General features: G+C 67.6%; 20 protein-coding genes and 4 pseudogenes. 12 read left to right on the forward strand and 12 right to left on the reverse strand.

Translation table 11 applies throughout. The features are described from left to right. Positions 1-33 precede the first annotated feature (33 nt). From GB880_RS15315 to GB880_RS15335, 5 genes are all read left to right on the forward strand, one after another. Positions 34-3,462 (forward strand): indolepyruvate ferredoxin oxidoreductase family protein, encoded by a 3,429-nt coding sequence (locus tag GB880_RS15315; protein ID WP_263467458.1) that lies wholly within the window; start codon positions 34-36, stop codon positions 3,460-3,462. A gap of 75 nt (positions 3,463-3,537) precedes the next feature. Next, positions 3,538-4,461, forward strand: coding sequence for a siderophore ABC transporter substrate-binding protein (locus GB880_RS15320; RefSeq protein WP_154494307.1), 924 nt, complete (start codon positions 3,538-3,540; stop codon positions 4,459-4,461). Positions 4,462-4,468: 7 nt separating this feature from the next. After that, positions 4,469-5,449: an ABC transporter permease gene (locus GB880_RS15325; RefSeq protein ID WP_154550707.1), complete on the forward strand. Its 981-nt coding sequence runs from the start codon at positions 4,469-4,471 to the stop codon at positions 5,447-5,449. After that, positions 5,439-6,401 (forward strand): iron chelate uptake ABC transporter family permease subunit, encoded by a 963-nt coding sequence (locus tag GB880_RS15330; protein WP_154550706.1) that lies wholly within the window; start codon positions 5,439-5,441, stop codon positions 6,399-6,401. The genes GB880_RS15325 and GB880_RS15330 overlap by 11 nt, the downstream gene beginning before the upstream one ends. After that, positions 6,398-7,156, forward strand: a complete 759-nt coding sequence (locus tag GB880_RS15335) for an iron ABC transporter ATP-binding protein (RefSeq protein WP_154494614.1) — start codon at positions 6,398-6,400, stop codon at positions 7,154-7,156. The genes GB880_RS15330 and GB880_RS15335 overlap by 4 nt, the downstream gene beginning before the upstream one ends. A gap of 11 nt (positions 7,157-7,167) precedes the next feature. Here GB880_RS15335 and GB880_RS15340 read toward each other — a convergent pair whose 3' ends face one another. Continuing rightward, positions 7,168-7,419, reverse strand: a complete 252-nt coding sequence (locus tag GB880_RS15340) for a hypothetical protein (RefSeq protein ID WP_154494615.1) — start codon at positions 7,417-7,419, stop codon at positions 7,168-7,170. A 199-nt stretch (positions 7,420-7,618) separates the two neighbouring features. On the opposite strand from GB880_RS15340, the gene GB880_RS15345 reads away from it, so the two are divergent. Next, positions 7,619-7,750 carry a hypothetical protein gene (locus GB880_RS15345; protein WP_256376888.1) on the forward strand — a complete coding sequence of 44 codons (132 nt, stop codon included), beginning with the start codon at positions 7,619-7,621 and terminating at the stop codon, positions 7,748-7,750. Positions 7,751-7,762: 12 nt separating this feature from the next. Here the strand turns inward: GB880_RS15345 and hpbA are convergent, their stop codons facing one another. After that, a complete protein-coding gene (hpbA, locus tag GB880_RS15350) occupies positions 7,763-9,799 on the reverse strand; it encodes an N-methyl-L-proline N-demethylase HpbA (protein ID WP_154550705.1) in 2,037 nt (678 codons plus the stop codon). 115 nt (positions 9,800-9,914) lie between these two features. Between hpbA and GB880_RS15355 the strand changes: the two genes are divergently transcribed. Beyond that, positions 9,915-10,766 carry a pyrroline-5-carboxylate reductase family protein gene (locus GB880_RS15355; RefSeq protein WP_327077767.1) on the forward strand — a complete coding sequence of 284 codons (852 nt, stop codon included), beginning with the start codon at positions 9,915-9,917 and terminating at the stop codon, positions 10,764-10,766. On the opposite strand, the gene GB880_RS15360 is transcribed toward GB880_RS15355, so the two are convergent. The 5 genes and pseudogenes from GB880_RS15360 to GB880_RS15380 all read right to left on the reverse strand — a co-directional run. Further along, the gene (locus GB880_RS15360; protein ID WP_263467459.1) at positions 10,742-11,713 is read right to left on the reverse strand and encodes an ornithine cyclodeaminase family protein; all 972 of its coding nucleotides are present in this window, start codon (positions 11,711-11,713) and stop codon (positions 10,742-10,744) included. The genes GB880_RS15355 and GB880_RS15360 overlap by 25 nt on opposite strands. A gap of 13 nt (positions 11,714-11,726) precedes the next feature. Continuing rightward, positions 11,727-12,755 (reverse strand): trans-3-hydroxy-L-proline dehydratase, encoded by a 1,029-nt coding sequence (locus GB880_RS15365; protein ID WP_154494524.1) that lies wholly within the window; start codon positions 12,753-12,755, stop codon positions 11,727-11,729. A gap of 156 nt (positions 12,756-12,911) precedes the next feature. Then, entirely contained in the window at positions 12,912-14,072 is a 1,161-nt protein-coding gene (argE, locus tag GB880_RS15370; RefSeq protein WP_154494523.1) for an acetylornithine deacetylase, read from the reverse strand. A gap of 13 nt (positions 14,073-14,085) precedes the next feature. Further along, positions 14,086-14,448 (reverse strand): annotated as a pseudogene (locus GB880_RS15375) (amino acid transporter); the annotation flags it as partial. 177 nt (positions 14,449-14,625) lie between these two features. Next, positions 14,626-14,952 (reverse strand): annotated as a pseudogene (locus GB880_RS15380) (electron transfer flavoprotein subunit alpha/FixB family protein); the annotation flags it as partial. Here GB880_RS15380 and GB880_RS15385 point away from each other — a divergent pair. From GB880_RS15385 to GB880_RS15405, 5 genes and pseudogenes are all read left to right on the forward strand, one after another. Beyond that, positions 14,949-15,713: pseudogene (locus tag GB880_RS15385) on the forward strand (NAD(P)-binding domain-containing protein); the annotation flags it as partial. The pseudogenes GB880_RS15380 and GB880_RS15385 overlap by 4 nt on opposite strands. 106 nt (positions 15,714-15,819) lie before the next feature. Continuing rightward, positions 15,820-16,236, forward strand: coding sequence for a RidA family protein (locus GB880_RS15390; protein ID WP_154494484.1), 417 nt, complete (start codon positions 15,820-15,822; stop codon positions 16,234-16,236). A 4-nt stretch (positions 16,237-16,240) separates the two neighbouring features. Beyond that, entirely contained in the window at positions 16,241-16,915 is a 675-nt protein-coding gene (locus tag GB880_RS15395; protein ID WP_154494483.1) for a DUF1028 domain-containing protein, read from the forward strand. 10 nt (positions 16,916-16,925) lie between these two features. Continuing rightward, positions 16,926-18,416 carry an aldehyde dehydrogenase gene (locus GB880_RS15400; RefSeq protein ID WP_154494482.1) on the forward strand — a complete coding sequence of 497 codons (1,491 nt, stop codon included), beginning with the start codon at positions 16,926-16,928 and terminating at the stop codon, positions 18,414-18,416. A 91-nt stretch (positions 18,417-18,507) separates the two neighbouring features. Next, entirely contained in the window at positions 18,508-20,577 is a 2,070-nt protein-coding gene (locus GB880_RS15405) for an oxidoreductase (RefSeq protein ID WP_263467460.1), read from the forward strand. Positions 20,578-20,739: 162 nt separating this feature from the next. Here the strand turns inward: GB880_RS15405 and GB880_RS15410 are convergent, their stop codons facing one another. The 5 genes and pseudogenes from GB880_RS15410 to GB880_RS15895 all read right to left on the reverse strand — a co-directional run bounded on the left by GB880_RS15410 (position 20,740) and on the right by GB880_RS15895 (position 25,806). Further along, positions 20,740-22,386, reverse strand: coding sequence for an amidohydrolase (locus tag GB880_RS15410; protein ID WP_154494333.1), 1,647 nt, complete (start codon positions 22,384-22,386; stop codon positions 20,740-20,742). Between the two features lie 63 nt (positions 22,387-22,449). Continuing rightward, complete coding sequence (locus GB880_RS15415; protein ID WP_154494334.1) at positions 22,450-23,466, reverse strand: extracellular solute-binding protein; 1,017 nt, start codon at positions 23,464-23,466, stop codon at positions 22,450-22,452. Positions 23,467-23,498: 32 nt separating this feature from the next. Next, positions 23,499-23,942, reverse strand: a complete 444-nt coding sequence (locus tag GB880_RS15420; RefSeq protein ID WP_229774466.1) for an ABC transporter permease — start codon at positions 23,940-23,942, stop codon at positions 23,499-23,501. Between the two features lie 12 nt (positions 23,943-23,954). Next, positions 23,955-24,740 (reverse strand): ABC transporter permease, encoded by a 786-nt coding sequence (locus tag GB880_RS15425; protein ID WP_229774467.1) that lies wholly within the window; start codon positions 24,738-24,740, stop codon positions 23,955-23,957. Beyond that, positions 24,737-25,806, reverse strand: a pseudogene (locus tag GB880_RS15895) (ABC transporter ATP-binding protein). Before GB880_RS15895 ends, GB880_RS15425 begins: the two are co-directional and overlap by 4 nt. Positions 25,807-25,928 lie beyond the last annotated feature (122 nt).

The raw sequence follows: 25,928 nt of genomic DNA on the forward strand, positions 1-25,928 counted from the left end.
GCACAGCCCAAATGCCAGCCGCAGGACGATGCCATGACCCAGACCGCGCTTGACGACTATCGGCTCAGCGACCGTTACGACCGCGAAAGCGGCCGCGTGTTCCTGACCGGCACCCAGGCGCTGGTGCGCATCCTGCTGGACCAGGCCCGCCGCGACCGCGCCGCGGGGCTGAACACGGCGGGGTTTGTCTCGGGCTATCGCGGCTCGCCTCTGGGGGCGCTGGACCAGGAGCTGTGGCGCCTCGGGCCGCGGCTGGCGCAGGAAGGCATCGAGTTCCTGCCCGCCGTGAACGAGGATCTGGCCGCCACCGCGGTGCTGGGCGCCCAGCAGGCGGCGCTGGAGCCCGATTGCCGGGTCGAGGGCGTGTTTTCGATGTGGTATGGCAAGGGCCCGGGGGTCGACCGCTCGGGCGATGCGCTGAAACACGGCAATGCCTATGGCAGCGCGCCCAAGGGCGGGGTGCTGGTGGTGGCCGGCGACGACCACGGCTGTGTGTCATCGTCGATGCCGCATCAGTCTGACGTGGCCTTCATGGCCTGGTTCATGCCGGTGCTGCATCCGGCCTCGATCCGCGAATATCTGGAATATGGCGAATACGGCTATGCGCTGTCGCGCTTTTCGGGCACCTGGGTCGGCTTCAAGGCGATTTCGGAAACCGTCGAGGCCGGCCAGTCGGTCGAACTGCCCGCCGACCGCCGCTTTGTGCTGCCTGAATTTGCCGCCCCGCCCGGCGGCATCCATGTGCGGCTGTCGGACCTGCCCAGCCCGGAAATCGAAACCCGGCTGATCCACAAGCTGGCCGCGGTCGAAGCCTTTGTCGAGGCGAACCCGATCGACCGGCGCATCTATGACATTCCCGAGGCCCGGTTCGGCATCGTCACCAGCGGCAAGGCGTTTCTGGACACGATGGAGGCGCTGCGCCTGCTGGGCCTGGACGAGGCCGCCTGCCGCCGCCTGGGCATCGACATCTACAAGGTCGGCATGGTCTGGCCGCTGGCGCGCCGCGACGCGCTGGCCTTTGTCACCGGCAAGCAGGAAGTGCTGGTGATCGAGGAAAAGCGCGGCATCATCGAAAGCCAGTTCAAGGAATATTTCTATGACTGGCCGGGGGCCAAGCCCGACAAGATGGTGGGCAAGCACCGCGCGGCGGGCGACCCGCTGCTGCCCTGGACGGGCGAATTGACGCCCTTGATGCTGGTGCCGGTGCTGGCCGAACGGCTGGCGGGCTTCTTTCCCGACGAAGGGCTGGCGGAACGCGCCGCCGCACTGGCGGCGACGCCGGCGCCGCGGCTGTCGGTGCCCGGCGCCAGCCGCACCCCCTATTTCTGTTCCGGCTGCCCGCACAATACCTCGACCCGCCTGCCGGATGGCAGCCGCGCCGCCAGCGGCATCGGCTGCCATGTCATGGCCGGCTGGATGAACCGCCGCACCCAGGGCTATGCGCAGATGGGCGGCGAGGGGGTGACGCTGGCCGTCACCCAGCGCTGGAACGGCGGCAAGCACATGTTCCAGAACCTGGGCGAGGGGACGTGGTATCACTCGGGCTCGCTGGCGATCCGTCAGGCGGTGGCGGCAGGGGGCAATATCACCTACAAGATCCTGTATAACGATGCGGTGGCGATGACAGGGGGCCAGCCGGTCGACGGCCCGGTCAGCGTCGCCGCCATTGCCCAGAGCTGCCGCGCCGAAGGCGTCCAGCGCATCGCCCTGGTCAGCGACCATCCCGAAAAATTCGACCTGTCCGATTTCCCCGCCGGCACCACCCTGCACCACCGCGACGAACTGGATGCGGTGCAGCGCGAGCTGCGCGAGATCCGCGGCGTCAGCGTGCTGATCTATGAACAGACCTGCGCCACCGAAAAGCGCCGCCGGCGCAAGCGCGGCAAGGCCGAGGATCCGCCGAAATTCGCCGTCATCAACGATTGGGTCTGCGAGGGCTGCGGCGACTGTTCGGTCGAATCGAACTGTCTCAGCGTCGAGCCGCTGGAAACGCCCCTGGGCCGCAAACGGCGCATCAACCAGTCCAGCTGCAACAAGGATTTCAGCTGCCTGAACGGTTTCTGCCCCAGTTTCGTCACCATCGAGGGTGGCAGCCGCCGGCCGCCGCAGCCGGCGGGGCTGGATGCGCAGGCGCTGGTGGCGGGCCTGCCGCAGCCGCCCGTGGCGGACCTGTCGCGCCCGCATGAACTGCTGGTCGCCGGCGTCGGCGGCACTGGCGTCGTCACCATCGGCGCGCTGATCACCATGGCCGCCCATCTCGAGGGCAAGGGCGCCAGCGTGCTGGATTTCACCGGCTTTGCCCAGAAATTCGGCACCGTCCTGGGCTATGTCCGGCTGGCCGCCCGCCCCGAGGACATCCATCAGGTGCGCATCGAACGCGGCCATGCCGATGCGGTGATCGCCTGCGACGCGGTGGTCGCCTCGTCGCCCAAGGCATCGCTGCATTACCGGCCGGGAACGCAGGTGGTGTTGAACCGCGCATCGATGCCGACGGGCGATCTGGTGCTGAACCGCGATGCCGATCTGCGCATCGACACGCGCGAGGCGCTGATCGCGGCCACGGTCGGCGACGACAACCTGCTGGGCTTTGACGCCAACCGTGCGGCCGAGCGGCTGCTGGGCGATGCGGTGTTTGCCAACATGATGATGCTGGGCGCGGCCTGGCAGCGCGGGCTGGTGCCGGTGGGGCAGGCGGCGCTGGCGCAGGCGATCCGGTTGAACGGGGTGGCGGCGGAACGCAACCTGCTGGCCTTTGACCTGGGCCGGGTGATGGCGCATGACCCGCAGGCGCTGGCCGCGCATCTGGCGGATGCGCCGGCGACCGAGCCCAGCGATCTGGCGGCACTGGTCGCCCATCGCCGCGCCTTTCTGACCGAATATCAGGACGAGGCCTATGCCCGCCGCTTTGCCGAGCGCATCGAACGTCTGGCCGCCCGCCTGCCCGAGCCGCTGGCGGTCGAGGCCGCGCGGTCGCTGTTCCGGCTGATGGCCTACAAGGACGAATACGAGGTCGGGCGCCTGTTCACCGCCACCGATTTCCACGACCGCATCGCGCGCGAGTTCCAGGGCGACTATCGCGTCCACTACCATCTGGCGCCGCCGCTGCTGGGGGGTGCGCGCGACGGGCGCGGGCGGGTGCGCAAGCGCCGTTTCGGTCCGTGGATGGGTCGGGTGATGGCAGTGCTGGCGCGGATGCGGCATCTGCGCGGCACGCGCTGGGACCTGTTCGCCCACAGCGCCGACCGCCGGCTGGACCGCGAGTTGCTGAGCTGGTTCGAGGGTCTGCTGGACCGGGTCGAGGCCGGCGCGCTGGACCACGACCCGCAGGCCCTGGCCATGGTGCTGGCGGCGCCGCAGCAGATCCGCGGCTATGGCCCGGTGCGCCACGATGCCGCCGAACGGGTCCGGGCCGAGGTCGCCAGCCGCCTGCGGCAGCAACCCGCGATGATGGCGGCAGAGTGATCGGGGGGGCATAGTTGACTATTCATATCGGGTAATATAGCCGGGCGGCGAACAACCGCTACGAGGAACCCCGACATGCGTCATCTGCCCCTGATCGCCTGCCTTGGCCTTGGCCTGGCGCTAGGCCCCGTCGCGCCGCTGCCGGCCCTGGCCGAACCCATGGCGATCACCCATTCCCAGGGCGAAACCCGGCTGGAGCAGGCACCCGAAAAGGTGCTGATCCTGGACATCAACGCGCTGGACATCGCCGATGCCCTGGGTGCTGAACCCGCGGGCGTGCTGGGCAGCAACCTGCCGGCCTATCTGTCGAAATACGCCGATGCCGCCTATCCCAAGGTCGGCACCATCTTCGAGCCGGATTACGAGGCCGTGGCCGCCGCCGATGCCGATCTGATGATCGTGGGCACCCGCAGCGCCTCGACCTATCCCGAAATGTCCAGGATCCTGCCGACGGTCGACCTGAGCCTGGGCGATGACCTGTTCGCCTCGGTTCGGGACAATATCGCCACCCTGGGGCGCATCTTCGGCAAGGAGCAGCGGGCGCGCGACATGATCGCGACGCTGGACGCCAAGATCGCGCATCTGAAGCAGATCGCCCCGAAATCGGGAACCGCGCTGATCCTGGTCACCAATGGCGGCAAGCTGGGTGCCTATGGCCCGGCCTCGCGCGTGGGCTGGATCCACAGCCAGCTGGGCTTTGCCACCGTGGCCCCGGACATCGACGACCGTTTTCACGGCGGCGACGTGATTTCCTATGAATACATCCTGGAAAAGGATCCCGACTGGATCTTTGTCATCGACCGCGACGCGGGGGTGGGGCAGGCCGGTGCCGGGGCGCAGGCGGCACTGGACAATGCGCTGATGGCGCAAACCCGCGCGGTCAAGGCCGGCCATGTCGTGCAGCTGGACCCGCAGGCGGCCTATATCGCCTTTGGCGGCTATACGGCGCTGAACATCCTGCTGGATCAGCTGACCCAGGCCCTGGGCGCCGACGCCTGACCCTGCGATGATTCCCCGCCCGAGCCAGCCCGTCGCGGCCATGGCGCTGGCGCTGCTGATGATCGCGGCGCTGGCCGTGGCCAGCCTGTTCGTGGGCGTCCTGCCCATGGCCATCGACCGGCTGGCGGCGGGCGATGCCGCGGCCTGGCTGGTGCTGGTGGAAAGCCGGGTGCCGCGGCTGGCGGCGCTGCTTTTGGCGGGCAGCGCGCTGTCGATCGCCGGGTTGCTGACGCAGATCGTCATTCGCAACCGCTTTGTCGAGCCGGCGAATACCGGCGCCATGGAATCGGCGGGGTTGGGCCTGCTGCTGGTCACGCTGTGGGCGCCGGGCGCGCCGATCATCGCCAAGATGGCGGTGGGCGCGGTCTGTGCCCTGATCGGCACCGGGCTTTTCCTGGCCATCCTGCGCCGGGTGCCGCTGCGCGACCCGCTGCTGGTGCCGCTGATCGGGATTCTGTTCAGCGGCGTGATCGCGGCCGCGACCAGCTTTCTGGCCTATCGCCTCGACCTGCTGCAGACCGTCCTGGCCTGGAGCCAGGGCGACATGTCCGGCGTCCTGCGCGGTCGCTACGAATTGCTGTGGCTGGGCCTGGGCGCGGCGGCCCTGGCCTGGATCGCCGCCGACCGGTTCACCGTGGCCGGCTTGGGGCGCGATGTGGCGCTGTCCTTGGGGGTGGCGCATGGACGCTGGGTGGTCACCGGGCTGGCGGCGGTGGCGTTGGTCAGTGCGGTGGTGGTGGTCAGCGTCGGGATGATCCCGTTTCTGGGGCTGATCGTGCCCAATATCGTGCGGCTGTCGCTGGGCGACAACATGCGCCGGGCGGTGCCCTGGTGCGCGCTTGGCGGCGCCGGGCTGGTGCTGGTCTGCGACATCCTGGGTCGGCTGCTGATCGCGCCCTATGAGATTCCGCTGGGCACGATGATGGGGGTGATCGGCAGTGCCGTGTTTCTGGCGCTGATCCTGCGCGAGACACGCCATGGCGCCTGATCGCCGTCCGCGCATCGTGCTGGCACTGCTGGCGCTGGGATTGGCGCTGCTGGCCGTGGCCTACATGACGCTGGGCGCGCGCGGCAACTGGGATTTCGTCCTGGGCTTTCGCGGGCGCAAGCTGCTGGGGCTGCTGGTCGTCGCCCATGCCGTGGCCTGGGCGACGGTGCTGTTTCAGACCGTGACCGCCAACCGCATCCTGACCCCGGCGATCATGGGCTTTGATTCGCTGTTCGTGCTGGTCAGCACGCTGCTGGTGGCGGTTCTGGGCAGTGCCCGGGTGGCGGCGCTGGACCCGCGGCTGGTGTTTGGCGCCAATGTGGTGCTGATGATCGCCGCGGCGCTGGCGCTTTATCGCTGGTTGCTGGGCAGCGCCAATGCGGCCGGGCTGCACCGGCTGCTGCTGATCGGGGTGGTGTTCGGGGTGTTCCTGCGCACGCTGGCCGAATTCATCCAGCGGCTGCTGGATCCCAACGAATTCATGGTGCTGACCGACATGCTGTTTGCCAGTTTCACCGCCATTCCGCCGCAATTGCTGGCGGCGGCCACGGTGACGGTCGCGGCGGTGTCGGCCTGGGTCTGGCCGCGCTGCCGGCGGCTTGACGTGATGGCGCTGGGGCGGCCGCTGGGCATCAACCTGGGGCTGGAGTGGCGGCGGGAATCGCTCATGCTGCTGGCGGCGGTGGCGGTGCTGGTGGCGGTCTCGGTGGCGCTGGTCGGGCCGGTGCTGTTCTTCGGGCTGATGGTGGCGGCGCTGGCGCAGCTGGTCCTGGGGCAGACGGCGCATCGCTATCTGCTGCCGGCGGCCTCGCTGGTGGCGGGGCTGCTGCTGGTCGGCGGGCAGCTGGTGCTGGAGCGGGTCTTTGCGCTGGACAGCGCCCTGCGCATCCTGATCGAATTCGGCGGCGGGCTGGTGTTCATCGCGCTGCTGGTGGCAAGGGGAAGACGATGATCCGCATCCGCAATCTGGGCAAGGACCATGGCCGCACCACGGTGCTGGACGGCATCGACCTGGACCTGCCGCGCGGCGGCGTCACCGCGCTGGTGGGACCGAATGGTGCCGGCAAATCCACGCTGCTGTCGCTGATCGCGCGGCTGGACCGGCCTGATCGTGGCAGCGTCACCGTGGACGGGCTGGACGTGCAGCGCACGCCGGGTGCGCAACTGGCGCGACGGCTGGCGATCCTGCGCCAGGACAACCACCTGACCGCGCGGCTGAGCGTGCGCGATCTGGTCGGTTTTGGCCGATTTCCGCATTGCGGCGGCCGTCCGGGACCAGAGGATCACGCCGCCGTTGCCCGCGCGCTCGACTATCTGGAATTGACGCCGCTGGCCGACCGCTTTCTGGACCAGTTGTCGGGCGGCCAGCGCCAGCGCGCCTTTGTCGCCATGGTGCTGGCGCAGGACACCGATTACCTGCTGCTGGACGAGCCGCTGAACAATCTCGACATGCGCCATGCCCAGGCGATGATGCGGCTGCTGGCGCGGACCGCCCGGGATCTGGGCAAGACCGTGCTGGTGGTGCTGCACGACATCAATTTCGCCGCCTGCCACGCCGACAGGATCGTGGCGCTGAAGGGCGGGCGGCTGTTTGCGCACGGCACCCCGGACGAACTGATCTGTCCGGTGGTTCTGGGCACGCTTTACGACATGGAGGTGCCCGTTCACCGGATCGAGGGACGTAACCTGGCGCTGGTCTACGGTTAGGCCGGCACGGCTCAGTTCGTCGGTTGTGTGCCGGGGCTGGCCGGGGTCTGCGGCGGCATCGATGGCTCGGCCGGCGCGTCGGCGGGCTGCGACTGTTCATCGACGGGCTGCTGATCGTCGCCGGGTTTGGGGATATCGGCGGTCTCGTAACCCATCCACCAGACAAAACCCAGAATGGTCAGCGCTACCAGGATCAGGATGCCCAGAACCGGGCCACGGTGGCGGCGTTGCTGCTTGCTCAGATCGGGTTCGGGGGCGGACATGGTTCCTCCTGCATCAGGGCCGCGGCTGCGGCGGGTCTGCCCACTCAACCCGCCCGGGCGCCCGACGTTCCCCGCCAATGCCGGCCGCGTGTGCAGCGGCAGGGATTTTCTTGACATAATTCCGATTATCTCGATAAGTTGCACCCGCGCCGGTCCCAGAACCTCGGTCACCAAGCGTGCAGCCAGCCGGATCTGCGAGGTGTCGATCACCGCCGTCGGCCGTTCCATCCCCGGCTGGCAAATTGGCGTCGATCGGGTCGAACCGGCCGCGCGGTCGATCCGCTTGTCGCCGGGAAGGCTCGTCACCTTCATAAACCATCGGCATTCGTGAACGGAAAATCCGTCACAGATCCTTGACCAACCGCAGTGCGTCATAGATCGCCGCGTGGGTGTTGCGCGCCGCCACCGCGTCGCCGATGCGGTAAAGCTGGAAGCTCCCCGCGGGGTTGCGCAGCAGATCCTGGGCTTCGCCGCGGGTCAGCGCGGCATAATCGACCTCGCCCAGGTTCGTGGACAGGGGCTTCAGCTGGAAATACAGATCGTCCAGCGGCCTTGTGCCGTGGTTCACCACCACCTGATCGACGATGCGGTCGCGGGTGATGCCGCCATAGTCGCTGCCCAGCCGCGCCAGCAGCAGGTTGCCCTGGCGCGCGACCGACAACAGCCGCCAGGTCACGGTGAAGGTGGTGTCGCGCCCTTGCAGGTTGCGCATATAGGGCACCAGGTTCATCGCCATGACCTCGGGGGCAAAGCTGCGGTCGGGGGTCACGATCTCGACCGCGGCGCCGGTGGCCGAAATCAGATCGGCCGCCTGCAACGCCGCATGATCGCCCGCATCGTCAAAGATCAGCACGTTGCGGCCCGGCTTCACGTCGCCCGACAGGATGTCCCAGGCCGAGCAGACAAGTTCGTTGCCCTGCGCCAGCACATTGACATGCGGCAGGCCGCCGGTGGCGACGATGACCGCATCGGGCCGGGTGGCCAGGACATCGCTGGTCTCGGCATAGCTGTTGAACCGGAACTGCACGCCGCGGGCCTGGCACTGCGCCAGACGCCAGGCGATGATCGCGCCCATCTCGCGCCGGCGCGCGTCGCGGGCGGTCAGCCGTATCTGGCCGCCGGGCTGGTCGGCGGCCTCGAACACGATCACGGAGTGGCCGCGTTCGGCGGCGACGCGGGCGGCCTCCATGCCCGCGGGTCCGGCGCCGATGATGGTGATGCGTCTTTGCGCCGGGGCCGGCGGGATGGCATGCGGCATGGTCTGTTCGCGCCCCGTGGCGGCATTGTGCAGGCAAAAGGCCATGCCGCCCTGATAGATACGGTCCAGGCAATAATTGGCGCCGACGCAGGGGCGGATGTCATCTTCGCGCCCTTCGACGATCTTGCGCACCAGATGCGGGTCGGCCATATGCGCGCGCGTCATTCCCACCATGTCGATCAGCCCCGCGGCGATGGCATGGCGTGCGGTCGCAACATCCGGGATCTTGGCGGCGTGAAAGGTGGGAAAGTTCGTGGCCCGACGAATGGCGCCGGCGAATTCCAGATGCGGGGCGTTGCGCATGCCCTGCACCGGGATCACGTCGGTCAGCCCGGCATCGGTGTCGATATGGCCGCGCACCACGTTCAGGAAATCGACCAGCCCGCTGTCCCTGAGCCGGGCCGAGATCGCCAGCCCCTCGGCCGCGGTGATGCCGCCGGGCAAGCATTCGTCGCCGGTGTAGCGGATGCCGACGATGAAATCGGGGCCGCAGCGGTCGCGGATGCCGCGCAGGATGTCGAAGGCAAAGCGCAGCCGGTTGTCCAGGTCACCGCCATAGGGGGCGTCCAGATCGTTGGTCAGCGGCGACCAGAACTGGTCGATCAGATGGCCATAGGCCTGCAGTTCGATCCCGTCCAGGCCGGCTGCCCGCATCCGTTCGGCCGCATCGACGTAATCGCCGATGATGCGGGCGATGTCCCAGTCCTCCATCTTCTTGGGAAAGGATCGATGCGCCGCCTCGCGTTCGTGGCCGGGCGAAACCACCGGCAGCCAGTCGGCCTTGTCCCAGCGGGTGCGCCGGCCCAGATGCGTCAGCTGGATCATCACCGCGCAGCCGTGGTCGTGACATTCGTCGGCCAGCCGCCGCATCCAGCCCACCACCTCGTCCCGCCAGGCCAGGATATTGTTGAACACCGGCGGGCTGTCGCGCGAGACCGAGGCCGAGCCCGCCGTCATCGTCAGGGCGACGCCCGCCTTCGCGCGCTCGACGTGATAGGCGCGATAGCGGTCCTTGGGCATCCCGTCCTCGGGATAGGCGGGTTCGTGGCTGGTGATCATGATGCGATTGCGCAGCGTCAGATGCTTCAACCGATAGGGCTGCAGAAGGGGATCGTTCGACATCGCCTTGGCCGTGACAGAGAGGGTTGGGACCAAGGATCGAAGAAATGTTCACTTATGTCAATTTATAAATCACATGTGAACATTTCGCCGCCGAACGTTCTGGCGCGGGGCTGCCATGGCGTGGCAGGATGGTCGCGAGCGGTGCGATCGGGGACAGGCGGCGATGCGGGTCGGAATCATCGGGGCAACGGGTTGGCTGGGCTCGGCAATGGGGGCGGGATTGCTGGCGCGCGGCATCGTGCGGCCCGGCGATCTGGTGGTGTTGAACCGCAGCGGCCGCTGCGGCGATTATCATGGCCAGGCGCAGGTGGTCTGGGCCAGCGACGCGGCCGATCTGGTGGCGCGCAGCGATGTGGTCGTGATCTCGATCCGGCCGCAGGATTGGCCCGGTCTGCGGCTGGTGGCGCGCGACCGGCTGGTCTTGTCCTTCATGGCGGGGGTCGAGGCGCGTGCGCTGGCGCGCTGCGGTGGGCGGATCGTGCGGGCCATGCCCAATGCGGCGGCAGAGATCGGCGCTTCGTATTCGCCGTTCTGGGCGGCGCCGGGTGTCAGCGATCAGGACCGCCAGCGCGTGCGGCGGCTGCTGGCGGCGATCGGCACCACCGATGAGCTGGCGGATGAATCCGACATCGACCTGATGACCGCCCTGCCCGGTTCGGGCGCCGCCTATCCGGCGTTGATGGCGGTGGCCATGGCCGGTTTTCTGCGCCAGCACGGCGTGGACGAGGCCATCGCCTGGCGCGCGGCCGAGGCGGCGGTCGTCGGCGGCGCCCGGCTGCTGCAAGGCCGCATTTCCGAGGCGCCCGCCATCATCGCCGTCTATCGCGATTACCGCGGCACCACCGCGGCGGGGCTAGAGGCGGCCGAGGCCGCCGGTTTCAGCCGCGCCGTGCTGGCGGCGCTACAGGCGGCAACCGACAAGGCCCGGGCGATGGCGGCGGCTCAGCCCGGCGCCCCCGGTCCCTGACAGGCAAGGCTGCGGGCGATCCAGTCCGCGATCATCAGGTCCAGATGCGCACCGCCGCCGTTCTTGAACACGGTTACTTCCTGTGCCGACTGCCGACGGCGGGCATCGGGACGCACAAGATCATACAGATCGCCCAGCACGCTGTCCGCGGTGATGGCACCCGAGGCAATGGGCAGCATCAGCTCGCCGATATGGCCCAGGGTGGTGTCGCGGCTGTCCACGAACAGCGCGGCGCGCGCCATCAGCGCGTCGTCGGCCTCGCGCATGTCGGCCTTGTAGGCGCCGATCAGGTCGACATGGGTGCCAGGCCGCACCCAGTCGCCGCGAATGACCGGCTGGCGCGCCATGGTGGCGGCAGCGACGATATCGGCCCCGGCGACCGCCGGCTCCAGATCGGCGACCGCCGCCAGTTCGGCGCCGATGCCCGCGATGCCGGCGATCAATGCCTGTGCCTGTTCGGGCCGGCGCGACCAGATCGACACCCGCTCCAGCTGCGGCAGAACCGCGGTATAGGCGCGCACCAGGCTGGCCGCGACCGTGCCCGCGCCCAGGATCAGCAGGTGCCGGCTGTCGGGCCGGGCCAGCAGGCTGGCGCCCAGGACGGAATCGGCGGCGGTCTTGTATTCGGTCACCAGCCGGCTTTCGACGATCGCCCGCAGGCTGCCGGTGTCGTCGTCAAAGACCAGCATCGCCCCCTGCACCGTCGGCAATCCGCGCGCGGTATTGCCGTCGAACACGGTAAAGGTCTTGGCGCCATAGCCCAGGCCGGGAATATGGGCCGATCGGCTCATCATGGTGCCGGTCGCCGGGCCCAGGAACACGTCGCGGATTTCGGCGCGCGGCAGCAGGTGGCCCTGGCGCAAGGCCTGAACCGCGCCGGACCAGTCCAGCCGGCCGGCGGCGCGTTCGTGGGTCAGAAATTCGATGACGGATCGGTCGGGGATCACGGGGCAACGCTCCTCATGCATCGGATGGCCAGGTGTCGGCCAGGCGATAGCCGGCCGGAAAGGGGTCGGCGGGGTCAAGCATCAGCTGTCGTGTTCCGATGATCCAGCCCCGTCCGGATACCATCGGACGGATGGCCGTGCGCCCGGCCAGATCGACCAGCGAGTCGATGGCGCAATCAAATTCGGTATCCAGGATAGAGCGTCCGATGAACCTGTCGCCGGTCTGCATCAGGCCGCGAGCCTGCAGCACCGCCATGCGTGCCGAGCATCCCGTTCCGGTGGGCGAACGGTCGATCTTGCCCGGGCGGATGGCGACGGCGCTGCGGCCGGTCAGAACCCCACCGCTGCGGCTGACCGGTTCGGTGAACTGGCAGAAGGAAACATGATCCCAACCGTTGAGCGGATGGCGAAAGCCAAGCTGCTCGTTGGCCGCGCGCGTGATCGCCATGCCCGCCTGCGCAAGATCGCGGGCCTGATCGGGGGCAATGCGCAGACCAAGCGCGGCGGCATCCACCAGCACGAAACTGTCGCCGCCATAGGCGATATCGACCGACAGGCTGCCCAGCCCTGCGACCTCGATCCGGGCATCCAGCCTGTCGGCAAAGGAAGGCACGTTCCAAAACCTGATCCGTTCGGCCTTGCCGTCGCGGCACTCGGCCTCGATCTCGATCACGCCGGCGGGTGCCTCCAGCCTCAGCCGGGTCACCGGCTCTTGCATGGGAAGGATGCCGGTATCCAGCAGGACCGTGGCGACGCAGATCGCGTTCGACCCGGACATCGGCGGGGTATCGGCAGGTTCCATGATGATCCAGCCCATCTGGGCGCCCGGATCACGGGGCGGCACCAGCAGATTGACATGCCTGAAAACGCCCCCGCGCGGTTCGTTCAGCACGAAATCGCGCAGCTTGCCATCGGCGGCGATCCAGCGCGCCTGGTCCCACAGGCTTTCCCCGGGCGGAGGCGCGACACCCCCCACGATCACATCCCCCACCTCGCCCTCGGCGTGGCAGGATACCACATGCACGATCCTGGAACTGCGCATCCCTTGCCACCCCGACTGCTGCGAATGCCATGCTTGGCCCGGTCATGTCCGGCCTGTCAAGACAGCCGCCAGCCCACTCCCATGACCATACGACGCAAGGGTGCAGGTCGCGCCGCCTGCCCGGCGTGACCCGTGCGCGCGAGGGTCAGCGTTCTTTCATGCGTTCAGCCGCGCAAGGATGCGATCCATCATGCGGTCGCAGGCGGCCAGTTGCTGCAGCGTCAGATATTCGTCGGCCTTGTGCCCCTGGCCGTTCATGTCGCCGGGGCCGCAGACCACCGTGGGGAAACCGTATTGCGAAAGGTATCCTGCCTCGGTGCCGTAAGAGACCTTGATCGGCGGCGCATTGCCGGCAAGGCCCGCCACCTCGGCCACCGCGGGATGGTCGGCGGCGATCTGCAGGCCGGGATAGGTGTTCGTCACCGCCAGTTCGATGCCGGCGGCGGGATCTCGGTCGCGGCAGCGGTCAAGGATGTCCTGCACCTCGGCTTGCAGGCGGGTCAGGAAATCCGCGGGCGCATCGGCGGGCAGGTGGCGGAACTCGAAGCTCAGCTGCGCGCGGTCGGGGACGATGTTCAGTGCGGTGCCGCCCGACAGCGTGCCCACATGCACCGTGGAAAACGCGATGTCATAGCCGGCATCCTGATGCGGCCCGGTGGCGTAATCGTCCTGCATCCGGCGCAGCGCCGCAATCAGGTCGGTGGCCAGGTGCAGGCTGTTGACATGGCGCGGCGCGACCGAGGAATGGCCCGGCGTGCTGCGGCACAGCGCGGTGAAGGCGGCCTTGCCCTTGTGGCCGATGGCGGGCGCCATGCCGGTGGGCTCGCCCACGATGCACAGGTCGGGTTGCCAACCCAGGGCGCGGATGCCCGGCCCCATGTCGCGGATGCCGGTGCAGCCCACCTCTTCGTCATAGGAAATCAGCAGCATCAGCGGTAGTTTCGGGGTTGACCGCCCGGCCCGGCCGGCCAGCGACAGCGCCGCCGCCAGAAAGCCCTTCATGTCGGTGGTGCCGCGCCCGTAAAGCCGGCCCTCGGCCCGGGTCAGAGCAAAGGGTGGGCGCGTCCAGTCCTGCCCGGCAACCGGCACCACATCGCTGTGCGCCGACAGCAGGATGCCGCCCCGGGTGCCGCCCAGATGCGCCGCCAGCCCGGCCTTGCGCCCGTCGGCCGAGGGCAGGCGCCGGGTGGCAAAGCCGGCGGCCGCAAGATGCGCTTCGGCCAGGGCGATCAGTTCGAGGTTGCTTTCGGCGCTGACCGTCGGACAGGCGACCAGCCGTTCCAGCAATGTCAGCGTCTCGGCATGGGGCATGGACATGGGCGCAACCTTCCTAGCGGTCGATGTGGCGGTCGGCGGGCTCGGGCTCGAACAGGCCCTTCTTCATCACGAATTTCACCCAGATCGCCGCCAGGGCGCAGCCGGCCAGCAGGGTGATGCCCGCCACGGTGAACACCCTGGTCGTCATTTCGGGCGTGGGCGAGGCATGGCGGATCGCATAGGCCATGCCGGCGATGCCCAGGATCTGCGGCAGCGGATACAGCGGGGTGCGGAACGGGCGCGGCATCTGCGGATAACGCCGGCGCAGCACGATCACATCGACATGCACGATGATATAGGCGATCAGCCAGGCGATCGCCGCGCCCACCAGCAGCAGCAGGATCGCATCGGCCTTCACGCCATAGATGCCGACCGGTGGCTGCGCCGACGGTGGGTGGCACCGGGCCCGACGTGCCGCTGTAAGGCTGTTGCACAGCTGTCGGCACGGATGACGTTATGCCAACAGAAGCGGCCTCTGCCGGGCGGGCAGAGGCCGTGATTTCTTTCGGGTCTCGGGGTTGCGGCCGGGTTGACCCGGGCCGCTCCCTGGTCCTTAGAGTTTTGCGGTCAGTTCGGGGACGGTTGTGAACAGGTCCCCGACGAGTCCGTAGTCTGCGATCTGGAAGATTGGGGCTTCCTCGTCCTTGTTGATGGCGACGATGACCTTGCTGTCCTTCATGCCGGCCAGGTGCTGGATCGCGCCCGAGATGCCGACGGCGATATACAGTTCCGGCGCCACCACCTTGCCGGTCTGGCCGACCTGCCAGTCGTTCGGGGCATAGCCCGAATCGACCGCCGCGCGCGAGGCGCCGACCGCGGCGCCCAGCTTGTCGGCCAGGGCCTCGATCAGGTCGAAGCTTTCCTTCGAGCCGACGCCGCGCCGGGGTCGAGGTGCGCGAGGTGCGGCGCAACCAGGGTCGGGCCGGTTTTACCGTGACCACCTCGGCCGGGGTGTTCGAGGCCAATCACGTCGTCGCCGCCACCGGCCCGTTCCAGAAGCCGGTCATCCCGCCGGTGATTTCGCAGGATGCGGGGGTGGCCCAGATCCATTCCAGCGACTATCGCAACCCGCGGCAGCTGGCACCCGGGGCGGTGCTGGTCGTCGGGGCGGGTTCGTCCGGGGTGCAAATCGCCGACGAACTGCTGCGCGCCGGCCGCAAGGTCTATCTGTCGGTCGGTCCGCATGACCGCCCGCCGCGGGCCTATCGCGGTCGCGACTTCTGCTGGTGGCTGGGCGTGCTGGGCAAATGGGACATGGCCGCGCCCAATCCCGGGACCGAGCATGTGACCATTGCCGTCAGCGGCGCCCATGGCGGCGAGACCGTCGATTTCCGTCGGCTGGGCAATCGCGGGATGGTGCTGACGGGCGTGACCGACGGCTACCGCGACGGCATCGTGACCTTTGCCGACGACCTGCGGCGCAACCTCGATCAGGGCGATGCGAATTACCTGGAGCTTCTGGACGCGGCCGACGCCTATGTGGCGCGCAATGGCCTGGGCCTGCCCTGGCAGTCGCGCCGCGGCTCGAGCTTCATCTGGGGGGTGTGGCACGATGCCAGGCACATCGCCGAACAGATCGCCATCCAGAACAAGTATATGGATTATCACGCCCAGGCGCTGCGCGAGCCGCAACCCGCCTGACCGCTGCTGCTTAGGCTCAGCCTATGCAGGGATGAGCAAGAGTTTTCTTTTTCCACGCTGCGGCTTGCGGAAAAACCGCCAGCAAGCCCGACCGACGGAGACCCACATGGCCCATACCCGCATTCGCAAGTTCAACACCAGGGAAACCTATCCTGAACAGAACCTGGACAACGACCTGTGCCAGGCCGTCGTCACCCAGGGTGGCCGCATCGTCTGGCTGCGCGGCCAATGCCCTCAGGATCTGGACACCGCCAGGAACATCGACAGCCACGACCCGGTCGAACAGACCCACAAGGTCATGCAGAACATCCGGCAGCTGATCGAGGAAGCCGGCGGCAGCATGGAGCACCTGGTGAAGGTGGTCGTCTATCTGACCGACGTGCGCCACCGCGAAGCCGTCTATCGCACCATGGGCGAATACCTGAAGGGCGTGCATCCCGTTTCGACCGGGCTGGTGGTGCAGGCGCTGGCGCGGCCGGAATGGCTGGTCGAAATCGACGGCACCGCCGTCATTCCGGGCTAGGGCGATGACCTTTTCGCTGGTCGCCCGCTGCGCCGACACCGGCATGTTCGGGGTCGCCATCTCATCGTCCTCGCCGGCGGTGGCGGCGCGCTGTCCCTTTGTGCGCGCCGGCGTGGGCGCGGTGGCGACGCAGAACGTCACCGACCCCGGCCTGGGGCCCCTGGCGCTGGACCTGATGCAACAGGGCCTGTCCGCCCCCGAGGCTCTGGCCGAGGTCAGGCTGCGCGGATGCTTCATCGAATACCGGCAGGTGCTGGCGGTCGATGCCCTGGGCCGGACCGCCATCCATTCTGGTCCGAATTCGCTGGGCATCTGGGCCGATGCGCAGGCGCAGGATGTCGCCTCGGGCGGCAATCTGCTGGCCAATGACGGCGTGCCGCAGGCGATCGTCGACAGCTTCCTGTCATCGACAGGCCATATCGGCGACCGGCTGATCGCCGCCATGCGTGCCGGCCTGGCCGCCGGCGGCGAGGCCGGCCCTGTCCACTCCGCCGGGCTGAAGATCGCCGACAGGCTTGCCTGGCCGGTGGCCGACCTGCGCTGCGACTGGACCGAGGACTGCCCGATCGACGCGCTTGCCCGGCTGTGGGACATCTACAAGCCGCAGCTGGAGGCTTATGTCCAGCGTGCCATCGACCCGCGCGAGGCCCCCTCGTACGGTGTTCCCGGAGATGAATGAAGGAACCCCCATGCTGGACCATCAGGGCTGGAAATCCCGCGCTGCCGCGCTGACCTTGCGCGGACAGGCCTTCATCGACGGCAAGTTCGTCGATGCGCTGTCGGGCAAGACCTTCGACAGCATCAACCCGGCGACGGGCGCGGTGCTGACCCGGGTCGCGGAATGCGACGCCGCCGATGTCGACCGCGCCGTTTCCGCCGCCCGCCGTGCCTTTCAGGACGGGCGCTGGTCGCGCAAGCCCCCCGGCGAACGCAAGGCGGTGCTGCTGCGGCTGGCCGACCTGATCCGCGCAAACCTGGAAGAGCTGGCGCTGCTGGATAGCCTGGACATGGGCAAGCTGGTGCGCGATGCCGCCACCATCGACGCGCCCGGTTCGGCGCATTTCTTCCAGTGGTATGCCGAAGCCATCGACAAGATCTATGACGAGGTGGCGCCGACCGGGCCGGGCGATCTGGCCATGGTGCGGCGGGTGCCGCTGGGCGTCGTCGGCGCGGTGGTGCCGTGGAACTTCCCGCTGGACATGGCGACATGGAAGGCGGCGGCGGCGCTGGCCGTCGGCAATTCGGTGGTGTTGAAACCGGCCGAGCAATCGCCGCTATCGGCGATCCGCCTTGCCGAACTGGCGGCCGAGGCCGGCCTGCCCGACGGGGTGCTGAACGTGGTGCCGGGCTTTGGCGCCACCGCCGGCAAGGCGCTGGGTCTGCACATGGATGTCGATTGCCTGGCCTTCACCGGCTCGACCGCGACCGGCAAGCGTTTCATGGAATATTCCGGCCAGTCGAACCTGAAGCAGGTCTGGCCCGAGACCGGCGGCAAAAGCCCCAACCTGGTCTTTGCCGATTGCGAGGATCTGGATGCGGCGGCCGACATGGCAGCCTTTGGCATCTTCTTCAACCAGGGCGAGGTCTGTTCGGCCAATTCGCGGCTGTATGTCGAACGCCGGATCAAGGACACCTTCGTCGAAAAGCTGATCCAGCGCGCCCAGGCCCTGCAACCCGGCGATCCTCTGGACCCGGCATCGAAAATGGGCGCCATCGTTGATGAGCGGCAGACCCAAGGGATCATGCGCTTCATCGACGAAGGCCGGCGCACCGCCAACCTGGTCGCGGGCGGCGAACGTGTCCGCATCGACGGCAAGGGCTGCTTCGTGCAGCCGACGATCTTTGACGATGTGCGCCACGACGATCCGCTGGCCCGCGACGAGATCTTCGGCCCGGTGCTGTCGGTCATCCCCTTCGATACCGAGGACGAGGCCGTGGCCATGGCCAACGACTCGATCTATGGGCTGGCGGCCTCGGTCTGGACGGACAACCTGTCGCGCGCCTGCCGGGTATCGGAACGTCTGCATGTGGGCACGGTGTCGGTCAATTGCGTCGATGCCCTGTCGGCGCAGACCCCCTTTGGCGGCATGAAGCAATCGGGCTTTGGCCGCGACCTGTCGCTGCATTCGCTGGACAAGTATTCGGCGCTGAAAACCGTCTGGATCAAGTATCGGGGCTGATCGCCACCAGCCTCGCCCAGGATGCGCGCGCCCCGCGCGTCCCCCGCCATCCGGGCCGCCGCCGCCCGCCCCGCCTTGCAAGGAGCCTCAATTGCGCGATCCCCGCTACGACATCCTGTTCCAGCCGATGCAGATCGGCCCCGTCACCGCCAAGAACCGCTTCTATCAGGTGCCGCATTGCAACGGCGGCGGCTATCGCGACCCGTCGGCCGCGGCCGAGATGCGCGGCATCAAGGCCGAAGGCGGCTGGGGGGTCATCTTCACCGAACAGTGCGAGATGCACCACACCTCGGAAATCACTCCTTTCATCGAACTGCGCCTGTGGGAGGACAAGGACATCCCGCAGCTGCGCAAGATGGCCGAACGGATGAAAACCCATGGCGCCCTGGCCGGCATCCAGCTGGCCTATTCCGGCATCAACGGCCCGAACCTTTACACCAAAGAGGTGCCGCTGGCCCCATCGGCCATGCCGATCCGCACCTTTACCAACGACCCGGTGCAGGCCCGCGCCCTGGACAAGACCGACATCAGGAACCTGCGCCGCTGGTTCGTGAATGCGGCGCGGCGCTCAAAACTGGCCGGCTTCGACCTGATCTGCCTTTACGGCGCGCATGGCTTTGGCATCTTCCAGCATTTCCTGAGCCGCGCCACCAACCAGCGCAGCGACGAATATGGCGGCAGCCTTGAAAATCGTTCGCGCTTCGTGAACGAGGTCATCGCCGACATGCGGGACGCGGTGGGCGACACCATGGGTATCACGCTGCGCGTCAGTCTGGACGAGACCATCGGCGATCTGGGCTTTTCCAATGCCGAGGTGCGCGAGTTCATCGAACTGAACCGCGACCTGCCCGACCTGTGGGACCTGGCCCAGGGCTCGTGGGAGGATTGCTCGGGCCCGTCGCGCTTCAAGGACGAGAGTGCGCAGGAACAACTGGTGCGCGGCATCCGCGAGCTGACCGACAAGCCGGTGGTGGGCGTCGGCCGCTTTACCTCGGCCGATACCATGGTGCGGATGATCAGGTCGGGAACACTGGATTTCATCGGCTGCGCCCGGCCGTCGATCGCCGATCCCTTTCTGCCCCGCAAGATCGAGGAAGGCCGCATCGAGGACATCCGCGAATGCATCGGCTGCAATATCTGCATCACCGGCGACATGACCATGTCGATCAGCCGTTGCACCCAGAACCCCACCTTCATGGAGGAATGGCGCAAGGGCTGGCACCCCGAGAAGATGAACCCCAAGGGCGACAGCCAAAGCGTGCTGATCGTCGGTTCCGGCCCGGCCGGGCTCGAGGCGGCGCGGGCGCTGGCGCTGCGCGGCTATGACATCGCCATCGCCGAGGCGCGCACCGAACTGGGCGGCCGCGTCGCCCGCGAACGCCGCCTGCCCGGCCTGTCGGCCTGGGGCCGGGTGCTGGAATATCGCGAATACCAGATCAGCCAGCGCCCCAATGTCGAGACCTATTTCGACAGCCGGCTGGACGCTGATGCGATCATGGAATTCGGCTTCCAGAACATCTGCATCGCCACTGGCGCCAGATGGCGTGCCGATGGGGTGTCGCGCCAGCATGTGGTGCCGATGCCGATGGACGGCTCGCTGCCGATCTTCACCCCCGACGACATCATGGAAGGCCGCAAGCCCCGGGGCAAGGTGGTGATCTTTGACGACGACCACTATTACATGGGCGGCGTTCTGGCCGAGCTTCTGGTCGGCGAAGGCTGCGAGGTGACGCTTATCACCCCCTCGGCCTATGTGTCGGACTGGACGATGAACACGCTGGAACAGCACACCATCCACCGCCGCCTGGCCGGGATGGGGGTCAATATCATACTGAACCGCGGCGTGGCCAGCATTGGCGGCGGACAGGTGGTTTCCAACTGTGTCTATACCGGCGCGTTGCAGGAACATGGCTGCGACGCGGTGGTGATCGTCGCCTCGCGCGAGGAGGAAAACGGGCTGTATCTGGACCTCAAGGCGCGCGAAGCCGACTGGGCCGATGCGGGCATCCGCTCGGTGCAGATCATCGGCGACGCCAATGCCCCCGGCCCGATCGCCTGGGCGACCTATGCCGGCCACCGCTATGCCCGTGATCTGGACGAACCGGACCGCGGCGACGACCTGCCCTTCCGCCGCGAGATCACCGAACTGGCGATCGGTTAGTGCCAGGTGGGGCGGCGGCGCCCCACGGCTTTAATGTCGATATCCCCGCGGGTGCAGCCTGCGGGGATATCCTGTCAGCGGACCCCGGGGCTTCCCACCTCGGTCGCCCCGACCGGACCCGTCCGGCCCAGCCTGTCACGCATCCCCCGTCCGTGACGCGGGTCAGATCGCCCGATGCGTCACCCGCCCGCCGCAGACGGTCAGCGCGATGCCGGCGGCGCTGGCGCTATCGGCCAGATCCTCGAGCCGGCCGTCGATCAGCACCAGATCGGCATCCTGGCCGGGCCGCAGGCTGCCCCGGCGGTGATCGGCGAAATCGGCATGGGCGCCGCCCAGGGTATAGGCGTGCAGACATTCCTCCAGGCTGATGCGCTGGTCGGGCATGTCGGCGGCCCAGGGGCGGCGGGTCAAGGCGCAATGGATCGCGTAAAGCGGCGACAGCGGCGAGACCGGCCAGTCGGTGCCAAAGGCCAGCGGCACCTGCCGGTCCAGGATCATCCGCCAGCCAAAGGCGGTGGGCCAGCGGTCGCGGCCCATGATGGTGGTGGTCGGCTCAAGCGGCAGCCCGGCCGAGCCGGGCGGGTGCACCGGCTGCATCGAGGCGACGATGCCCAGCGGTGCCAGCCGGTCCAGGTCGCTGGGGTGGATGGTGTCGATATGTTCGATCCGGTGGCGGGAATCGCGGGCACCGTTGGCGCGACGCGCGGCGGCGTAACCGTCTATGGTGGCGCGCACCGCGCCATCGCCCACCGCATGGGTGGCCAGTTGCAGCCCGCGGCGGTCGGCCTCGATGCAGATGGCATCAAACACCGGCGGCGCGATCAGCGGCTCGGACCGGAAGCCCGGCCGGTCGGGATAGTCGCTGACCGTCAGCGCCGTCCAGGTGTCATAGACCCCGTCCATGAACAGCTTGACGCGGCCAAAGCGCAACCAGCCCGGCACCTCGGGGCCGAAATCGTCGATGCGGGCCACCCCCTCGGGCCCGTCGGCCGCCACCAGACGCAAGGGCAGGCTGACGCGCACCGGCATCTGCCCGGCCAGCGCCAGATCGCGCATCAAGCCGGCCTGATAGGCGTTCCCGTCCATGTTCACCGCGCTGGTGATGCCATGGCGGGCGCAGAAATCGCCGGCCCGTGCGATCAGCCCCTGGTCATGGGCGCGGTCGGCCGCGGTGACGGCGCCGCCGCCGGCATAGTCCAGCCCGTCGCGGCCACGCAGCCGCGACAGTTCCCTGATCTTCTGCATGGCGGCGAATTCGCGCAATTCGCCGCTGGCCAGGCCGTCGGCGCCAAGGACGATTTCCGATCCTGGCCCCACATCGCCGCCCTGCAGGATACCGGCCTGTTGCAGCGCGCAGGTATTGGCCCAGGCGCAGTGCAGGTCGGTCGCCAGCAGGGCGATGGGCCGGTCGGCGCAGATCGCGTCCAGCAGATGGCGGTCGGGGCGGCGATCCTCGCCGAAGATGGTGTAGTTCACGGCATAGGCAAACAGGATCTCGTCGCCCGGATTGTCGTCGATGAAGCGTCGAAAGGCCGCCCGCGCCTGATCGAAGCCGAAGCAGCTGCCCAGGTTCAGCATCGCCAGCGTGGCGCCGCCCATGAACAGGTGCAGATGGCTTTCGACAAAGCCGGGCATCAGTTCGCGCCCCCCCGCATTGATGATCCGGGTGCGCGGCCCGGCAAGGTCGCGGATCTGGGCGTCGCTGCCCAGGGCCAGGATGCGGCCGTCGGCCACCGCCAGGGCGGTGGTGCCGGCGGCGGCGAACATCGGGCGGGTGCGTGCGTTCACGATCAGCAGATCGGCGGTCATGGCTTGCCTTTCATCCGGGGCAGGTCCGGCGACCGGCGGCCGGGTGCCGCCGATGGCGGGGCATTACTGCATCAGCTGCGTCCAGACCCGGGTGACCAGGTCCTGCGCCGCCGGCGAACAGGTGCGCGAGAACTGCACCGGCACCTCGGGGTAAAGCTCGGGCGCCTTTTCCCTGGTATAGACAACCTTGTCCGCCACCAGCATCATCGGCGAGCTGTGGGCATAGAAGTTCATCTGTTCGGTGGCGTTTTCGGGCTGCGAGATGAACTCGATGAACTTGATTGCATTCTCGCGGTTGGCCGCCCCTTTGGGGATGGCCAGACTGTCGATCCAGCCGACCAGACCTTCGCTGGTCATTGCCATCTTGACCGGGGCTCCCCCATCACGGGCCCGCAATTCCTCGCCGTCCCACCAGAAATGCGCCGCGACCTCGCCCGAGGCCAGGCGGCTGGCGATGTTGTCGCCGCTATAGACGGCGACCGCAGGTTTCTGCGCCTGCAAAAGGTCCAGAACCTTCTTCATCTCGTCCGGGTTTTCGGTGCAGAAGGGGATGCCCAGATAAAGCTGCGCGGCGCCGATCACCTCGTCGGGCTGCGACAGCATCGCGATCTTGCCGACCAGATCGCCCTCGGGCTCGAAGAAGTGACGCAGGCTGTCGGTCGGGCCCTTGTAGACATCGGTGTTCACGACAAATCCGGCGGTGCCATAGGCAAAGGGAATGGAATAGTCCTGCCCTTCGTCCCACCACTGGTTGCGCCAGCGCGGGTCGATGTTGTCAAAGGCCGCCAGCTGGTTGGCGCCATAGTTTTCAAGCAGGCCCTGGTCGATCATGATCCGCAGGAAATGCTGCGATGGCGTGACGACATCATATCCCGACGAACCCGCCTGCAGCTTGGTCAGCAGATCCTCGTTCGAGGTGTAGCCGTCAACATGGACCTCGACTTCATGTTCGCGCGAGAATTTCTCGATCAGCGCCGGGGATACGGAATCGGCCCAGACATACAGGTTCAGCTTGCCTTCGGCCTGGGCGGCCGAGCTGAGGCACAGCGCAAGCGCGGTGGCGGTGACAAGGGATTTCATGGGGCTCTCCTGTTGGCGGTTTCCTGTTGGGGTCAAAGCCGGTCGGCCCGGCCGCGCGCCGCGACCAGCAGCGCCCCGGCAAACAGGTCCGGCAGGATCAGCGGCAGCGTGACCCGGCGAAAGGTCTTCCAGCGCGAGGCGTAAAGATCGGTCGCGGCTTCCTCGAAATCCAGCGACATGCCCTGCAGCCGGGCGCGGATCGTCAGAAAGGCAAAGGGCGTGCAAAAGGCAGAATGGGCGACGATCAGCGAAAACAGGATCAGCGTCGCCACCGCCGCCACGATCAGCGAGGTTTTCAGCGCCCCCACCAGAGGGGCGTGGTTCAGGGCCGCGCCATACCATTTGAACGAAAACCGCGTCCACACGCCGGCGATGCGGTTTTCGTTGAAGGAATAGGCAATCACCACCGAGCGGCGCGTAAAGATACAGAAAGAACACCAGGCGCGGCGGTCCCAGGCCGGGATAGCGGCGGACATCGTGGCGCGTTTTCATGCGGTGGTTTCCTTCGACGTGGCGCGACGCGCGCTGAGGATCAGCACGATCATCACGAAAACCAGCAAGGTGATGGCGATCGCGGCACCAAAGGGCCAGTTGCGGGCGCTGGTGAACTGCATCTGGATCAGCGAACCCATCATCATCTGCTTGCCGCCGCCCATCAGCGTGGGTTCCAGCACCGCGCCCAGCGAGGGCACGAACACCAGAATCGCCCCGGAAACCAACCCCGGTGCCGTCAGCGGCAGGATTACCCGTCTGAGCGTCAGCCAGCGGTTGCCATACAGGTCGTGGGCGGCCTCGATCAGGGTGCCGTCGCGTCCCAGAATGATCATCCAGGCATAGACGCGCAGGATCACCGACACCCAGAACGGCAGCGTGATCAGATAGACCAGGATCGCCTTGCGCGTGGGGGACTGGCCGGCGATGTAATAGGCGACCGGCACGGCCACCAGCAGGCACAGCAGCGTGGTGATGCCCGCCAGGATCAGCGTGCGCAGGATGATGACCAGATATTGCCCGGTGAATTCGGTCTGCCCGCTCCATCCTTCGACGAACAGGATCTGACGATAGCCGGCCAGGCTGAAATCCCATTCGAAGCCGCCATAGGCGCCGCGGCTGGCCAGCGACACCGCGGCGATGATGGCGATGGGCGGCAGCAGGGCGAACCCCATCAGCAGCCAGCCAGGCAGCAGGCCCCAGAAGGGCAGGTTGTGCCAGAAACGCGGGCGCGACGCTGGCGCCGCGTCTTTCAGGGCGATGTGTTGCGCCATCTCGGTCATGCCGCCAGAACCCGGGCCGAGATTTCGCTGAAGCCGGCGGGAACCGTGCTGCCGACCTGGATCGCATCGCCGTCGCGCGAGGCATTGCGCCGCGACCCGCGCAGCTCCACGCCATGCGCCGAAAGCAGGTAATGGGTATAGCCGCCCATGTAGTTCTTGTTGACCACGGTCGCCTGAAAGGCGCCGACCGGGGCCTGATCGCCCAGGTTGACCTTTTCGGGCCGCACCGACAGCGTGGCCTGTCCGGTGACGATGCCGGCGGGCGCGGGCACGCGCATCACCTGGCCGAAAGGTGTGCGCACGGTCGCCTGCCCCGGATGGGCGGCCAGAACCTCGACCGGTAGGAAATTGGTTTCGCCGACGAAATCGGCGACAAAGCGGTTCACCGGCTCTTCGTAGATCTCGGTCGGGGTGCCCAGCTGCTGGATTTCGCAGCCCCCAGAACAGCGATGCGGTCGGACATGTCCAGCGCCTCTTCCTGGTCATGGGTGACAAAGACGAAGGTGATGCCGGTGTCGCGCTGCAACAGCCGCAATTCGTCGCGCATGGCCTGGCGCAGCTTCAGGTCCAGCGCCGACAGCGGCTCGTCCAGCAGCAAGACCTCGGGCTCGGGGGCCAGGGCGCGGGCCAGGGCAATGCGCTGGCGCTGGCCGCCCGACAGCTGCGCCGGCTTGCGGGTGGCGAACTGTGCCATATGCACGCGGTCCAGCATCTCGCCCACGCGATTGCGGATGCGGCTGCGGTCCCAGCCCAGGTTTTGCAGGCCGAAGGCGATGTTCTGTTCCAGGGTCATGTGCGGAAACAGCGCATAGCTTTGAAACACCGTGTTCACCCGCCGCTTGTGCGGAGGGATGTCAACGACCGGCTTGCCGTTCAGCAGGATCGTGCCGCTGTCGGGGGTCTCGAACCCCGCCAGCATGCGCAGCAAGGTGGTCTTGCCGCAGCCCGAAGGGCCCAACATGGTGAAGAATTCATTGGCGCGGATGTCGAAGCTGATCGACTTCAGCGCCTGATAGCTGCCGAACCGTTTCGAGACCCCGACGACTTCGATCGCATGATGAACCATCCGCGCCCACCCTCCCCGCATGACGTGACGTTCCTGCGCATAAGCGGGCAATGCCCGGCCTCGATAAAGCAGGCTTTGCGGAAGCGGCGGTTAGGCAAAGCCTAAACCGGCTAATTCGCGGT

The sequence above is a fragment of the Paracoccus sp. SMMA_5_TC genome, assembly GCF_009696685.2.
In the GTDB taxonomy this organism is placed as follows: Bacteria; Pseudomonadota; Alphaproteobacteria; order Rhodobacterales; family Rhodobacteraceae; genus Paracoccus.

Bases quoted from the DNA above. Each gene is read 5' to 3' on its own strand.
- GB880_RS15315 (WP_263467458.1), top strand. From the start codon at position 34: ATGACCCAGACCGCGCTTGACGACTATCGGCTCAGCGACCGTTACGAC.
- GB880_RS15320 (WP_154494307.1), top strand. From the start codon at position 3,538: ATGCGTCATCTGCCCCTGATCGCCTGCCTTGGCCTTGGCCTGGCGCTA.
- GB880_RS15325 (WP_154550707.1), top strand. From the start codon at position 4,469: ATGATTCCCCGCCCGAGCCAGCCCGTCGCGGCCATGGCGCTGGCGCTG.
- GB880_RS15330 (WP_154550706.1), top strand. From the start codon at position 5,439: ATGGCGCCTGATCGCCGTCCGCGCATCGTGCTGGCACTGCTGGCGCTG.
- GB880_RS15335 (WP_154494614.1), top strand. From the start codon at position 6,398: ATGATCCGCATCCGCAATCTGGGCAAGGACCATGGCCGCACCACGGTG.
- GB880_RS15340 (WP_154494615.1), bottom strand. From the start codon at position 7,419: ATGTCCGCCCCCGAACCCGATCTGAGCAAGCAGCAACGCCGCCACCGT.
- hpbA (WP_154550705.1), bottom strand. From the start codon at position 9,799: ATGTCGAACGATCCCCTTCTGCAGCCCTATCGGTTGAAGCATCTGACG.
- GB880_RS15355 (WP_327077767.1), top strand. From the start codon at position 9,915: ATGGCGTGGCAGGATGGTCGCGAGCGGTGCGATCGGGGACAGGCGGCG.
- GB880_RS15365 (WP_154494524.1), bottom strand. From the start codon at position 12,755: ATGCGCAGTTCCAGGATCGTGCATGTGGTATCCTGCCACGCCGAGGGC.
- argE (WP_154494523.1), bottom strand. From the start codon at position 14,072: ATGTCCATGCCCCATGCCGAGACGCTGACATTGCTGGAACGGCTGGTC.
- GB880_RS15390 (WP_154494484.1), top strand. From the start codon at position 15,820: ATGGCCCATACCCGCATTCGCAAGTTCAACACCAGGGAAACCTATCCT.
- GB880_RS15395 (WP_154494483.1), top strand. From the start codon at position 16,241: ATGACCTTTTCGCTGGTCGCCCGCTGCGCCGACACCGGCATGTTCGGG.
- GB880_RS15400 (WP_154494482.1), top strand. From the start codon at position 16,926: ATGCTGGACCATCAGGGCTGGAAATCCCGCGCTGCCGCGCTGACCTTG.
- GB880_RS15410 (WP_154494333.1), bottom strand. From the start codon at position 22,386: ATGACCGCCGATCTGCTGATCGTGAACGCACGCACCCGCCCGATGTTC.
- GB880_RS15415 (WP_154494334.1), bottom strand. From the start codon at position 23,466: ATGAAATCCCTTGTCACCGCCACCGCGCTTGCGCTGTGCCTCAGCTCG.
- GB880_RS15420 (WP_229774466.1), bottom strand. From the start codon at position 23,942: ATGTCCGCCGCTATCCCGGCCTGGGACCGCCGCGCCTGGTGTTCTTTC.
- GB880_RS15425 (WP_229774467.1), bottom strand. From the start codon at position 24,740: ATGACCGAGATGGCGCAACACATCGCCCTGAAAGACGCGGCGCCAGCG.